10 protein-coding genes are annotated in these 15,583 nt (G+C 37.1%); 6 read left to right on the top strand and 4 right to left on the bottom strand.

What is annotated here, in order from left to right; translation table 11 throughout:
- Positions 1 to 239 precede the first annotated feature (239 nt).
- From A5844_RS08615 to A5844_RS08600, 4 genes are all read left to right on the top strand, one after another.
- Complete coding sequence (locus tag A5844_RS08615; RefSeq protein ID WP_086284793.1) at positions 240 to 713, top strand: YbaK/EbsC family protein; 474 nt, start codon at positions 240 to 242, stop codon at positions 711 to 713.
- Between the two features lie 128 nt (positions 714 to 841).
- Positions 842 to 1,054, top strand: coding sequence for a hypothetical protein (locus tag A5844_RS08610; protein ID WP_086284792.1), 213 nt, complete (start codon positions 842 to 844; stop codon positions 1,052 to 1,054).
- 161 nt (positions 1,055 to 1,215) lie between these two features.
- A complete protein-coding gene (locus A5844_RS08605) occupies positions 1,216 to 2,184 on the top strand; it encodes a threonine ammonia-lyase (RefSeq protein WP_086284791.1) in 969 nt (322 codons plus the stop codon).
- Between the two features lie 607 nt (positions 2,185 to 2,791).
- Positions 2,792 to 9,283, top strand: coding sequence for a hypothetical protein (locus tag A5844_RS08600; RefSeq protein WP_086284790.1), 6,492 nt, complete (start codon positions 2,792 to 2,794; stop codon positions 9,281 to 9,283).
- Between the two features lie 406 nt (positions 9,284 to 9,689).
- Here A5844_RS08600 and gloA read toward each other — a convergent pair whose 3' ends face one another.
- Positions 9,690 to 10,061: a lactoylglutathione lyase gene (gene gloA / locus A5844_RS08595; protein WP_086284789.1), complete on the bottom strand. Its 372-nt coding sequence runs from the start codon at positions 10,059 to 10,061 to the stop codon at positions 9,690 to 9,692.
- Positions 10,062 to 10,188: 127 nt separating this feature from the next.
- On the opposite strand from gloA, the gene A5844_RS08590 reads away from it, so the two are divergent.
- Together A5844_RS08590 and A5844_RS08585 are read left to right on the top strand one after the other, a co-directional pair.
- Positions 10,189 to 10,629, top strand: a complete 441-nt coding sequence (locus A5844_RS08590) for an NUDIX domain-containing protein (protein WP_086284788.1) — start codon at positions 10,189 to 10,191, stop codon at positions 10,627 to 10,629.
- A gap of 155 nt (positions 10,630 to 10,784) precedes the next feature.
- The gene (locus A5844_RS08585) at positions 10,785 to 11,720 is read left to right on the top strand and encodes an IS30 family transposase (RefSeq protein ID WP_086284787.1); all 936 of its coding nucleotides are present in this window, start codon (positions 10,785 to 10,787) and stop codon (positions 11,718 to 11,720) included.
- 216 nt (positions 11,721 to 11,936) lie between these two features.
- On the opposite strand, the gene yidA is transcribed toward A5844_RS08585, so the two are convergent.
- The 3 genes from yidA to A5844_RS08570 are packed head-to-tail and all read right to left on the bottom strand — an operon-like array spanning position 11,937 to position 14,940.
- Positions 11,937 to 12,746, bottom strand: a complete 810-nt coding sequence (yidA, locus tag A5844_RS08580) for a sugar-phosphatase (protein WP_086284786.1) — start codon at positions 12,744 to 12,746, stop codon at positions 11,937 to 11,939.
- A gap of 9 nt (positions 12,747 to 12,755) precedes the next feature.
- On the bottom strand, positions 12,756 to 14,129 hold the full coding sequence (locus tag A5844_RS08575) for an HD domain-containing protein (RefSeq protein WP_086284785.1): 1,374 nt from the start codon (positions 14,127 to 14,129) through the stop codon (positions 12,756 to 12,758).
- Positions 14,107 to 14,940 carry a lipoate--protein ligase family protein gene (locus A5844_RS08570; RefSeq protein WP_086284784.1) on the bottom strand — a complete coding sequence of 278 codons (834 nt, stop codon included), beginning with the start codon at positions 14,938 to 14,940 and terminating at the stop codon, positions 14,107 to 14,109. Before A5844_RS08570 ends, A5844_RS08575 begins: the two co-directional genes overlap by 23 nt.
- Positions 14,941 to 15,583: the final 643 nt, after the last annotated feature.

The raw sequence follows: 15,583 nt of genomic DNA, 5'->3' as shown, positions 1-15,583 counted from the left end.
CTATTATATAGTTTTGTTGAAAAATCAAAAGCTTGAAAATTTTCCCTTATTTTTCAATCATCGAGCTGGTTAGCACTTTTGGAATTTAGCTAATTTTGCTCAATATACATAACATAAATTACTTTAAAAATGAATAGAGGTAAGGTATGGAAATATAGTTATATTGTTGACTTTTCTACAAAAAAATTGTCATGATATAACCTATAGAAAATTCAATAATTTAGATGGGGTGAGAGAATTTGATTAATCTAGAGGAAACACTTAAACATGCAAACATTGATTTTGAGTTATATCATCATCGAGCTATTTATACTAATGAGGATGCACTAGTTGTGAAGGCGGAACATGGTTTTAAAGGTACAGAAACAAAAAGTTTATATTTAAAGGATAAACAAGGCAATCACTATATATTTCTAACGTTCACTACGAAAAGAAGTGATTTTAAAAAATTAAGTAAACTTGTGGGAAAAAGGCTTTCTGTTGTAACCGCAGAAATTATGGAGGAAACAACTGGTCAAAAACCGGGAGCTGTCTCTCCTTTTGGATATGAAACACAGGTACCTGTAATTATTGATGAAGAATTGCTCTCGCATGAAAAACTTGTATTTGCACCTGGTCGCCCAGATCAAACGATGGTTGTAAAAGTCGCTGATTTAGACAAAATTATCAAGGAACTTAATTTAGAAACCTATTTTCTACCGATTGAGGGATAGCAATATTTGAAATATTAAGAATGAATGGGTATCTCTCAAACGAATACCAAAATTGTTCCCGTAGAAGACTTACAAATAGCAACTGAAAGCAGTGAGATCATCATTACCATAACACCTTCAAGAATACCATTTCTAAAAAAGAATGGATCAAACCTGGTATTCATTTATCTACAATGGGAGCTGATATGGAAGATAAACAAGAAATTGATGAGAATATTTTTTCTAATGCAACTATTTTTACTGATGATTTGCATCACAGCTCTCAAGTGGGGGAAATGGAAACAGCTTTAAAAAACAAAATCATTCAATTAGAGGATATTTCAGGAGAGATTGTGATTTAATTTTAAATAAAACGGCGAGAAGAAAAACAGCAGAAGACATTACCATTTTTGATGCAACAGGAATGGCGTTGATGGATATAGCAACTGCCCAAGCTGCTTTAGATACGAGCAAAGATAAAAATATTCTAAATGTAGAATTTTAATTTAAGGAGTGAACAAATATGGAAAAATTTAATTATCAAGATGTTCAAGAAGCATACAAAAGAATCCATTCATATCTACCTACTACACCATTAGTTGAGTCTTTTTATTTAGGTGATACTGATAAGAAATATTTTTTTAAGCTTGAATCTATGCAAAAAGCGAAAAGTTTTAAAATACGTGGAGCATTAAATAAAATGCTTACATTAACAGATGAAGAAAAAGCAAAAGGAGTTGCTACGGTATCTTCTGGAAATCATGGGAGTTCTGTAAGTTATGCTGCCACGATTTTAGGCATTAAAAAAGCTACCATCATTGTCCCAGAAAGTACACCTAAGAGTAAAACAGATAAAATAGAATACTTTGGTGCAAAAGTAATGCGTCTAGGTAAAGACTATGATGAAGCTCACCAATTAGGAATGAAATATATCGAAGAAAATGATATGACTTATATAGATGCTTATTATGATGATCCAAAGATTTACAGTGGGCAAGGAACGATAGCTATTGAAATTTTAGAACAAAATCCTAAGATCGATACGATTGTAGTACCTATTGGTGGTGGGGGAATGATCACCGGGATTGCAGTAGCCGCAAAAGCGATTAAACCTACGATCAAAGTAGTAGGAGTTCAAACAGAAGCCTGTCCAGCGATGATAAAATCTTATGAAGATAATGTATTTTATGAGGAATATCCAAGCAAAGAAACCTATTGTGATGCCCTAGTTGGTGGAGTAGGGAAACTTAGCTATGAAATGTTAAAAGACTATGTAGATGATATTATTGAAGTCAAAGAAGAATCAATTGCAAAAGCTGTAGATTTCATGATTACACAAGAAAAATTTGTCGCTGAAGCAGGTAGTTGTACAACGATTGCTGCAGTCAATGACTTTTCTGACCGTATAGGTGGACAAAATATTGCCTTAGTAATTTCAGGCGGAAATATAGATGGAGAAGTTATTAATGAAATATTATGTAAACATAAATAAAGTCTAGAGAATAAATTTGTCTCCAATCTATTATGGATTTTTTTATGTTCGTTGCTACTCCTAATATGTGGATTAGAGAAATTTTGCGTTTAGTTATCATCTTTCTTATCTGACCAGTTAGAAACTAATTTGATGACTAATCCAACAAAAATAGGTATGAATCATGATGAACAAACTGTGGATCTTATCGGCAAGTGAGTTGGAAAAATGGAACGGAGGATGCGTATCAGGAAAGTTTTTTGATTTTGAACTAGAAAAAGTTGAATTTGAATAACCAATAAAATATTTATTTCAAACCAAATGAAAAGGAATATCTAAGAACTATTTTCTGGATTGATAGGAGGAAAAAACTAGCTAAGAATGCAATTGCTATTAGACTCCAGTTCCATTAAAAACGGAGGGAATCTCTATCCTGCAGTATAATCAAAATAAACACACATAAAACTGAAAATTACTTTTAAAACTCTTGATCACTCAGGAGTTTTTTTAAGCATGTCTTTGAGAGTTTATATTATTATAGAGAGAAAGGGGAGGTTAGGAGGATTTTTTTATTGCTGTGTACATATAAAAAATTCATAATAATAACTTCAAAGAAGGAGAGAAAAAGATGCCACAAAAATCAAGGATACTATTGCAATCAAATATGTCAAAAAAGTTAAAAATACCACAAGATGTTTCTAGAAGAACAAGCGGTCGGCACTACAACCAAATGAATGACAAGAATGCGTCAGGAGATGACCAAAGGAGGTTAAACCATATCGCTGATAGGACAGGACAGACCCTCACACCCGAAGGAATAACACACCCATTCGGTTGGTATTATACATGGCTGAACCTATGGGCGGTGGTTCCACCATTAAATTTTTCCAACCAACAGACGGTCATTAAAAAAACTCCTCCAGCTTTTGAAGTGAATACAAGGATCGATGTGAGAAGAGAGGGAAACCAGACAAGGATCCATTCCTTTGTTTCAACTTCCACCATCAATCATGAGCGAATCTACTCTCCATTATTTTTAAATACGACCTATCCCATGTCTCATTCTTCAACATCAATTGCAGGACCTTCTGTCAGTGTGAGTTCTCTTTTTGGCAAGCAGATAGTACATAATCAGACACGAACATCTACTCAACAGGACATCGATGTAGCGCTGAAAGCACATGAATTAAGTGTTTTTTTTCATCAGAAAGTTCATGGTCTTTATCAACTGGTGAATTGTAGTACCACGAGAAGGACGGATCAGGTAAACACATTGATTCTCACAGGAGAAAGTGTGGAACAAACGAGTTTTATCACCGTTTGTCAGGAAGCAATCGCTCAGTCGAATGTGCAAAATGATCAAAGAATGAAACTAATGGAGAATGCTACTATTTCCTCTGATTATATGACCAATACGACTGCTTATAAGTTGCAGCATTTTTCTGCAGAAGAAGCAGCGCAAAAATTAAGTGAACTCATTCGGTCAAATTATGAAAACAAACATAAAGCAACAACGGTATCTCAAACGAATATACATAATCAAAAGACAGAAATATTTTGGAATGGCTTAACGGACAGGTTTCACCAGTTCTTTTCCCCATATGAACAGATAAACTATACTCAAGAACAAGAAGGTGTCCATGGTAGATCTCTCATGTCGTACTTTGTAGATTTGTTATTACAAACTTTTTCGGTGGATTATGACGGACAAGTTCCCGCTAACCTACAATCAGAAAAGAACTTAAATCATCAAGTGAAATCTCCATCTTTTAACCCAACAACTCAAGCGAAGAAGAGGAAAACAGAAGGAACACCAGAAACGAAAGCGAAAACTGTACTAGAAATGATACCTGAAATGATTATGAAAATTGTGCCTGTATTGAATCCTGAAGAAACGAGTTTTTTGGCACAACTTTGGCATTTGGCCCAAGGATTTTCTGACATGGTGGATGGGTATCTCCAATATTTTAATTTCGATCTATTTCCACAATTAGGCGCTGAAGCTATGCCAATCCCTGTTGGCGTTGAATCGACTATCCAAGACAGTTCAGCCGATACAACGTCAACTCCTATTGAATTTCTTGGATCAAATGTGACTCAAACAGTACAAATCGACAGTACTGATACCACTCAAGAAATCAATGAAAAAATACAAGAATTCTTGCATGAAAATGCAGATGACCCAACAAAGACAGTGATCCAGGAAGAACAGGAACTCCCTCTTCCTAAGTGGAATAGCGAACAAAAAGAGAACATTCGTAAAAAGCTCGTTCATTTTTTCATGGAAAATGGAATTGCCTGTCAAGAATCTAATGCCAAAGACCTAATGGAAACAGTCGGTGAATGGGTGCTTCTTGAAGGTGCAACACCACCAACGTTGGATATGGTGAAAGTCAAACAACTTGCAAAACTTATCCTAGAAATGGGAGAAGAGGCAGTAATTTCAGAGGAGCAAGCTGGTCTAACAGTCGGATCATGGGTCTATGAAACAATCAAAGACAACCAACCTGTGGCTTTAGCGATTGTCGCAGAAACGACAAAACAACCAGAAGGAACAAGTACACCATCAACAACGAGTAGCTCTCAACTAGCAAGTACCCCTCAACCAACAAGTGTAGACAAACAAAAAAACAATATCGTCGAAACGGATGGCATTCAATGGCGTGATCCCAATGTACGAAAACAAGTGGAAGCCTTTTTTCAACAGAAGAAATTACTCTCGGATCAGCCAACCAAAGAAGAATTATTGGTCACTATGGGAAAACGGATCACAAAAGAAGAAAACAACCAATTGATCTTTGATTATGAAAAACTTCAACCTGTGGCGAAAGTGATCTTGAAAGCATTGAAATTTAATGACGAAAAAAATGAGGAGAAAATCTCGAACAAAGATGCCGAATTAACGGTCATGAAATGGGCCTTTGAAACGATGTTAGGAAGTTCGATTGAAGCTTACATGGTCAAAACATTGGTGTCAGTTCCTGATGTAGATCAATTTACCATGGGGCGCTTGAGAGATTTATTTACCGTCAGAAACTTGGAAAAAGAAGGCTTGATTCAGCTAGATGTTCCTACTCTTTCTCAAAAACAGAAGAGACGCTTTAATAAATTGTGGAACTTTTTACTCCAACAAGAGCTGCCCAACTATTTTCTAGACAGTAGTGGCTTAGCGGATCACTTATTGATTTCTGATTATGCTTCTTTGATGCAACTAACTGGGGCGAAAATTTTAAAAGAGGGAGGTTATCTTCAGTCATTCAATCCAGAAGACAGTCGATTGATGGGGCAACATTTCTGGAAAATGATCCTTGAAAAAGGAATCACTACCTATGAAGAATTCCGCCATCTTCTAATGCCTTCTTTACTTGCGGTCGCTCAACTAGAACCAGATCTGTTACGAGAGGCATTGGCTACGGGCACCTACAAAGAAGTGGCTATCAGTACTTTCATTGGGTATCAACAAGAAGGCTATTATAAGATTATCGACAATCAAGAAATTCTTGATCGTTTGTATAAAGCCTATCAAAAAAACTTTCTTCAATGGCGTCGAAAAGAGGCGTTAGCTACAGCTTTAGCACAGACATGTCACGACAAAGGGTCTCTCACTTCTTTGGATGTGATCAAACAAAATTATCTTATAGGTGCAGCGGATCCTTGTCCAGACATTGACTGGCTTCCAACAAAATTAGAAGCTAGGTATACTAAGTTGACGAAAAATGTAGCAGAGGCGTATTTGCCACTGGATAAGAAATTGGTAGAGTTTGCACTAAACGCCTTCGAAAAAGAGGAACGAGCGTTTATTTTCTCAGAAGGAACTCATCTATATGAAGCGAATGCCGAGTTGAAAAATGAAAGTGACTATATAGAGGAGATGCCGGTCACAAGTGGGTCTCCTGCTATCCATTTCTTACTTTCCGTGAGGAAAAAAAAGACCACGACTCTTAATCTAAACAAAACGGATCTGTTTGTGGCGGTCAACGGAAAGGAAGAACGGTGGTATGCGTTGAAACAGTTGGATAGCGAAGGGGGCTATCGTTTTTATCGTGTCAATCAAGATCCTCTGTTATACCTCAAATTTGGATTGTTTGATCAGAAAAATCGTTGGAAAAATGGGTACAAGAAAGAAGGAAATGAGATTCGGATCGGGGATAAACTTTTTACGTTTTCTACTCATGTGAATCGGAGTAAAAAATTATCCCATGGGATTGAGACAGCGCCATTCATTGAAGTACTTAGTCGTAAACATAGTGATCAACTGTATCAACAATTGTACGATTCGGGAAACGACAAGGCGGATCTCAAAAAAGCTTGGGAGGTGGCCAAGCATTTTATTCCTTTTTATGATTGTGTGACAGGGATCATTAACCAAGACACGGAAGAAGCAGTTGTTTCGTGTACGATTGATGCCTTACTCATGATTCCAGTATTAGGCCAAATCACTTCCTTGAATATGAAGTTTGCATTAGGTGTGGCTAGAGCCTTTGCCAGAGGGGGCATCCGCAATGTCATCAAAAGTAGAAGTCGCTTTCTTCCCAATATCGATGAGATCAGAAGACTTGTGCTGACTTTTGCACAGAATCTTGATCCAGGATTTGGGATGGTCGTAGACGGAGGACGATTGGTGGTTCAGAAATTAGTGAAGTTCAAAAATGAATTACGTGTAGGTAAGAAAATGAAAGAAATGTTAGAAAGAGTCGAAACAATGGAGAAAGCGAAAGAAGCGTGGAAAAAATCAATCGAGATGGTCGATTGGAATGGCTTAGAAGTTCCAGTGAGAAAAGTGAACGATCAGTTGTATATGAGGGTGACGAATCTGAAAACTGCGGAGGTATTTGGCGGCTTATTTATGAAAAAAGGCAATCGCTTAGAAGCCTATAGACCCGCTACATTTACAACTGAACAACTAAAATTGATCAACCTCTTGGAGGCGAAACTGGATAAAGATCAGGTCTTTGTCGTGGAAGTTAATTCAAATCCTCAAGCCTATGGCACAGGGGAGATCACAACTGTAGAAAAAGAAGGAGAAGAAACGAAGCGTTTTATTCGAATGAAGGAGAAACTGATTGAGGTGACTATGACAGCCATCAAAGAGCACGGGATCCGGTTGGATGTTTATGCCCCTCATCTTAGTAAGAGCTTCCCAGTAAATTTTAATGGAATAGAATGGTTTTTTGAAGCAACGACGTCCCCTTTCGTGGCAAAAGAAGTGGAGAAAAAAATCGCTAGTATGTTGGATAAATTTGAAACGCATAAAAATCCAAGTGAACTTTCTGCCCCAGATGGAAAAGGATTGATGCGGGATGAATCAGGTAGATCCTATATCAAGATCAGCGATCATTACATTCCGTTAATCACACTGGAGAAAAATGGAAATCGGTATCATTTAGTGAAAAAGGATTACAATGAATCAATGACCATCTTGAGATTTGATGAAAAAAATGGCAAATTTCGTTTTGAGACAGACTTGGAAAGAAATCAAGCAATAGAAGCGATTTTTTTTGAAGAAGCAATAATCTCAAAGCGAAGAAGTAAAGGTGTCCCACGTAAAAGAATATCGAGAGTTTCAGATGAAGAAACTCCAGGTACATCGCAAGGAGTAGCTTCACAGATGGATGGAAATATAGGGCTACCACCAATTAATCAGCTTCCATCAAATCCTCCCGGAAATTCGAAGCAGTGGACAAAGCTTAGAGAAGCAATTGATTATCAAGAAGCATTTATAAAGCCAAAATATGAAGATGACAATGTCCAACTTGGTGAATTTTCTGCTTTTCTTCCAGAAAAAACACCAATCTATTGTAATGATAATGAGTGGCTGAAAGGAAAGTTTATGAAGTGTATTCTTGAAGATTTACCTTCGAATCCTAAACTTGATTTTCGAGTATACATAGGTCTTAATTCAGATGATGTGCCAGAATCTATCAAACTATTTCGAAAAAAATTGGTAAAAAATTTTACAAAAGCACAGGAAACTTGTAAAACAGTAAAAGAAAAATGTGGGAATTTGTTAAAGGAAGCAGTACTTGCAGAAACTCCAGAAGGTCAATACTTGATCAACCTATTTAAATTGGATGGGCTGGACGAACAAGAAGTGATCTTGAAAGAAATCATCATGAGACTATGGTCAATTGCGAAAAAGGGGGAAGCATTTCTTCAGCAAACGGCGGACTTGGCTTTTAAAAATATTTGGATTGTCTCTACTGATTTGATTCGCCAACCAGGCTCGCAGGAATATCGTTCACTTTATAGGGAAAGGATTAAAACGGAGGCCTTCGTTCAAAAACTTGATCCGGAGTGTAGAATACTTATTTTTGCGGATGCATTTCACCTAGATCCAAGTATTAAGGAAGGGTTCCAGATAAGACCAGATGAACATGAGACAATCTTACATGAAATGACACATCATGTTGCGGTGTCAGAGGATATAGTTGGTTATAATATTATTAAGGCAGGTTTTCGCCGAAGTGGAGAAGATGTAATAAATAATTTTATCTCAAAATATCCAGATTTATTGAAATCTTTACCTTTTAAAAAGTTTGTGAATCATTTGGCTTATTCATTGAATAAGCCAACGATATCAATGATTACTGTAGCTACAGCGTTGGAGAAAAATCCGACATTGCGGGCTAATTTTCAAATGATGGATGCAGAAATGTTGATGACTCTCCTCAGAGATTTCGCTGATGGTAGGCCATTTGACGAACGACCGATTGTCAAACGGAGTATTAATGAAGAAGACTTAGGAATTGACTCTATGTTTACGCACTTAGCAGTGATGTCCATGCTTGGAGAAGAAGTCTTTGAAAAAGATCTTCAACTGAATAAGACGCAAGAGCAGATCTCAACAAGAATAACGGATAACACAAGTACAGAAGTACCAGGAATTGTCAGAACTGCGAACTGGACGGAAACTACAGAACCCACACAAATTTTATCAAATAGAAGTTCCATAGATCTCGTAACCACAAAAACAGACAGAGGGGCTCCACAACCCATAACAAATAATAGTTTTCTAAATCTTGTAATCAATAGTAAAGAACGAAGTACTCAAGTCACTCCAGCGGCAACGTCCAATCAACCAATAAACAAGAATCAGAAAGAGCCAGTTCCACAACATTAAACAACGAAGCTTTCCTCTATTATATACGCAGTCAAATATTCACATGATGAAGGAAAGAGGAGTAGAGATATTCGCAAAAGATATGAGAGATAATTTAACACCTAGTCTATGAAAAAAGCATATGTTATGTACTTAAGTTAATCTAAAATAGGCGATTAAATTCTTTTAAATAAGTAACCGAAACTTAAAGATCTACAGACTGTAAACAAGAGGCTAGGAAAAAAGTGTTTAACACTGAGAAATAAGAAGGAGCTTAACACTTCCGTCCCAGCCTCTCTTTTGCTAGAGACTTACATCACAGTCCCCTTTGATATATAGTATTTTGGAATAGTAAAAATAACTGTGGATTTGTCTTCTCGTGACAAGCCCACAGTTACTTTAATGGATTTATTTATTAGCGAACTTCTTAACCACGGATAACTTCGATTTTGTAACCATCAGGATCGACGATAAAGTAGTAAGAAGGTGCTGTTCCAGGTAAACCTTTTAAATCAGTGACATTGAAACCTTCTGATTGGTGTTTTTCGTGAAGTGTTTCTAGGTCATCTGCTGCGATAGCGACATGGCCATAACCATTTCCTAGGTCATAGCCTTCGTGATCGTAATTGTAAGTCAATTCCAACTCGTAGTCGTCACCAGGTAAAGTTAAATAAACTAATGTAAATTTATTTTCTGGGAAGTCACGACGACGGCTTTCTTCAAAACCAAATGCCTTTTGATAAAATTCTAAAGATGCGTTAAGATCTTTTACTCGTACGCAAGTGTGCGCCATTTTCATAGATAAAAACTCCTTTTTCTTTTTTTATTATCATATCAAAAATAAGAAAGGAAAAATGGGATCATGCTTGTTTATGAGAAAACTCTCATGTACAATGTAGGAAAAAGAATAAGGTGGATAAAAAAACATGAATAAACCGATTTTTGGTGAAAAAAACCAGACTGCAGATTATCAGGATCGTTATGCAGCATACATAATTGTGCCAAAGAATGAGCATCTTGCAGTGATTGAAGCACCAAACGGGGCATTCTTTTTACCAGGTGGCGAGATTGAAGGAGAGGAAACGAAAGAAGAAGCAATCCGTCGTGAGCTGATGGAAGAGATGGGGATTGCTGCTGAGATTGACGAATATTTAGGAGAAGCTGTTGAGTATTTTTATTCGAATCATCGTCAAACGTATTATCATAATCCTGGCTATTTTTATGTAGCAAAAACTTGGTACCAGATTGGCCAACCGACAGAAAAGACCAACCGAATTTGGTGGGTGACATCAGAAGAAGCCTTAGCGAAACTAAAACGTGGTAGTCATCGTTGGGCAGTTGAAAAATGGCTTGCAACAAAAGAATAGTCAAGTAAGTTAAAGAGATGCTACATATTCAAGTAGCTTAACAGATTTAATTTTCTTATTTCGCCGATTGTAAAATTAAGCTAGACAACTAAAAAAAGTCACTTGTGCTACACTCAAAATAGTTCCGACCAAAGAATTATAAGGAGTGAGTACAAATGACCTATACCCATCTTACAACAGACGAACTTGTTTTGATAGCGTCTTATTTCAATATCGACAAACCTGTCGCTCTTGTCGCACAAAGTTTAAATCGCTCTAGACAAACCATTTATAACGTTTATTCGTTCCTCAAACAAGGAAAAAAAGTGCTAGATTATTATCGGCAATACAAACAAAATAAATCCCGGTGTGGACGACATTCAACCGTTTTATCTGATGAGCAATCAACGTATGTTCAAGAGAAAGTAGCTCAAGGATGGTCCCCCGACGTGATTATCGGCCGTAGCGAGTTTCCAATTGATTGTTCTGCTCGTACACTCTATCGGATGTTTAAAAAAGGCCTTTTTGACACGCAGTCGTTACCTATGAAGGGAAAACGCAAACCAAATAATCATCAAGAAAAGCGTGGGAAACAGGCCTTTCGCAGAACTATTCATGAACGGAACAGTCTCTATCCACATGAAGGCGACACCATTGTGGGAGTCAAACACAAGAGCGCTGTTATTACATTGGTTGAGTGTTTATCCAAGGTTATTATTACTTTGAAACCCATAGGCAGACGAGCCGAAGATATCGAAACCAGGTTAAATGATTGGTTCAAATCCATGCCTAAACATCTGTTTAAATCCATGACGTTTGATTGTGGAAAAGAATTTTCCAACTGGCGATCTATAAGTAACTCGAACGATATTGCCATCTTTTTCGCAGATCCAGGAACACCTTCGCAAAGAAGGCTAAATGAGCACTCAAATGGCTTGCTTAGAAGAGATGGTTTACCTAAAACAATGGACTTTAGAGACACGGATGAAACCTTTATTCAATCCGTTGCCTCGAAAAGAAACCATATTCCAAGAAAATCACTAAATTACCAAACACCATTGGAAGTATTTTTGAGCTGCATGGATAAAGATATATTGTCTAGCTTAATTTGACAAATCAGATTTTAAAAATAGGTGTAATAATTTGAATGATATATTTGATTTTTGACGAAATAAGTCGCAGACTTACGGAAATAGCTTTTACTATTTTCGAAAGTCTACGACTTATTTTATAAAGGTATGTCTTACAGAACTTCAGTTATTTACATTTAAGAGATTGTCAATCATTCAAAGTATCTTTTATTTTGAAACACAAGAGATTCCAGCATTTTATAAGACATATTTTTTGATGACTTCAGCTACACCATGTTCATCATTTGAAGTAGTAATATGGTTAGCGGCTTTTTTGACTAATGGTACGGCATTTCCCATAGCTACTCCAATACCAGCATACTCAATCATAGATAAGTCGTTTTCGTTATCACCGATGGCCATGACTTCGTCTTGAGTAATTCCTAGATGTTGAGCTAAGTTAGCCACAGCTGCTCCTTTACTAGCAGCTTTATTCAATACTTCAAAATAATAAGGTGCGCTTTTAACTGTCGTGTATTTTTCACGAAAGGCTTGAGGCAGGCGGTCAATGGCAGCATCTAAAATCTCTGGCTCATCGATCATCATCATTTTTACGATTTGCATATCAGGCGTCATTTCATCTACCGTTCGATATTTCAAAGGCATCTTGACTAAACTTGCTTCATGGATCGTATACGCACTGATGTCACGATTTGCCGTATAGATTGCTTGATCATCGATCGAATGAAGATGGCTACCGACACGTCTTGCCATCACTTCGATTTCAAGGAAATCTTCGTAAGATAAACCATGACGAGCGATGATTTCCCCTGATTTTGTTTGTTGTACCAAAGCTCCGTTATAAGTGATGACATAATCATTATCTTGGTAAAGATTTAACTCGTTTAATTGGTCTTGGACCCCTGGCAGCGGGCGACCTGTACATAAAACAATGGCAACATCTTTTGCTACCGCTTGAGCGATTGCTTCTTTTACTTCATTCGTAATTTCTCTTTTTTCATTTAATAAAGTACCATCGATATCGATAGCAACTAATTTGATAGACATAAAATCCTCCTAGTTATTTATTTCTTCAATCAGCGCACCATTAAGAATATGACGTGCGAATTCTTGATAAGTTTCATCAAATAGATCATAGTGATTTCGTAAAGAAGGGTCGACCATCTCTTTTGGAAAGAAGAAACGTTCATCTCCTTGTTCTTGTCCTGCCAAAGCAGCAACAAGTTGACTTACCTCTGATAATTCTACCAAACTTCCGTCATTTCGCAAGATTTCGATTTGGGTTCGATGCCGTCCTTCTTCAGGCCGATAAAAATCATAAGGCAAATCGTAGCTTGAGTTGATTGCTGTGTAGTATTGGGGATTATAGCCGACCTTTTCAACAAGGGCAGTAAGTTCTTTAATGAGTTCTGAATTTCGATTGCCTGAAAAGGTAGCCGATTTCAACGGTCTCCGATTTAAAAAACGCTTGGCTAAATCACTTAAAATCGGATCAGATGAATCACTCCATTGATTGAAATACGTATTCAACACACCATCATCCAACTTTAAATATTCTTCTAGCGTAAATGTTCCATCTAAAAAAGGTAAGAGCAGTTGGGAATGGTTAGCGAAGCTACTGCTATCTTCGTGATAAAGTTCGTGCGCTCGATGGAGTAAATGTTCTAGAATGACTTCCATACCACGTGAAACAGGATGAAAGTAAACTTGAACATACATCTGATAGCGACTGACGATATAATCTTCGACGGCATGCATGCCATTCATAGAAAAAGCAATTCCACCTTTGTAAGGACGGATCACTCGCAAGATCCTAGTTAGATCAAATGTTCCATACTCAGTACCAGTAAAGTATGCATCGCGTAAAAGATAGTCCATTCGGTCTGCATCAATTTGACTGGAGATCATTTGGACCACTTGCGGATTAGGGTAAGTTTTTTGAATTACGCTAGCCACTTTTTCAGGGAACCCTTCCTCAACCTGATTCAAGATTTGATAAACTTCCGTTTCCGGAGAAGTGATGATCTCTACAGTGATGGCTTCATGATTTGTATGAAAGATGTGTTCAAATGTATGGGAATACGGGCCATGACCGATATCATGAAGTAAAGCTGCACATAAAGTAACTAAACGTTCGCTATCATCCCAACCATTCATGCCCACTTTTTCTACTGAAAAATTTCGAGAGAAAATGTCACAAATCCGACGAGAAATTTCGTAGACACCTAATGAATGCGTGAACCGACTATGTTCAGCACCGTGGAAAGTAAAAGAAGCTGTACCCAGCTGTTTGATCCGACGTAAACGTTGCACTTCCTTTGAATTGATCAAATCTAAAATGACTTGATGTTGGACATGGATATAATTGTGGACAGGGTCTCTGAAGACTTTTTCCATAGGTAATATTTTATATTTGTAAGGTGTTGTCATAAGCAAGCTCCTTCAAGGAATTTCGTTGGGCCATTCGATCAATCTGTGCCGACCATATTTCAGAAGACACATGTACGGTACGCCATTCTTGTGAATCGACAGAAACACTCGCTGAAAAAAGAGAATTAAAAGCTTCTGAAAATAAATGTTTTACTTGTGAGATGGCCAGTGGCAAATGAAGCAATTCTTCAAGTGTTGCCATACTTTGTGGTGCGACAGCTGGGTAACCATCTTTGCCAAACTGATCTTTTAAGGCTTGTTGGTAGAAAGCACGCATCATTTGGCCTCTTTTTTCTTGATCCCCATTGACACTTAAATACATCATCACGGAGATGCCTCCTTTGACTCGACGTTGAGCAATACCGGCAAATTTTTTATTGTTTATACTTAAATCATAAGTTCCCGGACAATAAGAGTCGTCAATTTCATGGGCTTCAATCAAAGCATCTGGGAAAGCATGCCGAGTCAATGCTAACATCTTTTCATAAGCTTCATCAATGGAAAATTTATTTTCCTCGTTTTGTGGGAAAATCAATGAAATATTTAATATCCCTGTATCTGAAACGATACCTAAGCCGCCAGAATTTCGAATCATCGGTATGTAGCCCGCCTGTTTGATCGTTTGAATACCATCTGCTAAGAAGGGTGTTCGAGTATCTTTCATACCAAGGATGATTGTTTGATCATATTGCCAAAAATGTAAAAAGATCTGTTGGTTCTTTTTGGCATACTCTGTTAAGATATCAGTCAATGCAAAAGGAGTAAAGTCATTTTTATGGTAGATCTTTTGATCCAATACGATTGGGGTCATCCAATCAGCTCCTATCTAGTGAAATATGGAAGGGGCATTATTAAACACCCATTTGTTTATTCATACGAATGAGTTATAAAGTTGCATTTTGATGGTACTCTAAAAATAAAAATGTGAAAAACTATTTTCTGCCACTCTAACTCAATGCTTAGATTAGAGGTCTTTTTCACGACCTCTATAAACGGTGTTCAAAAGCCAACTCCTTCGATATTAAGTTAAAATTTGAAAAAATATGAAGAGCTATTTTCTCAAATTCTGCCTTAATACTCGGAGCAGAACGGCTTTTTCACGACCTCTTGATAAACGGTGTTCAAGAAGCTACACTTTGGACATAAGTCAAAAAAACAAAAAATATGAGGAACCATTTTCTATTTTTTCTCCTTATGCCTCAGTGTAGAACGCTTCTTTCACGACCTCTTGCTAAATGGTGTTCAAAAGCCAATTCCTTCGATATTAAGTTGAAATTTGAAAAAATATGAGGAACTATTTTCTCAAATTCCGCCTTAATACTCGGAGCAGAACGGCTTTTTCACGACCTCTTGCTAAATGGTGTTCAAGAAGCTACACTTTGGACATAAGTCAAAAAAACAAAAAATATGAGGAACCATTTTCTATTTTTCCTCCTTATGCCTCAGTGTAGAAC

The sequence above is a fragment of the Candidatus Enterococcus wittei genome (assembly GCF_002140175.1).
Classification (GTDB): Bacteria; Bacillota; Bacilli; order Lactobacillales; family Enterococcaceae; genus Enterococcus_B; species Enterococcus_B wittei.
Note: the sequence above shows the minus strand (reverse complement) of the source record. Positions and strands in the feature narration are given on the sequence as shown.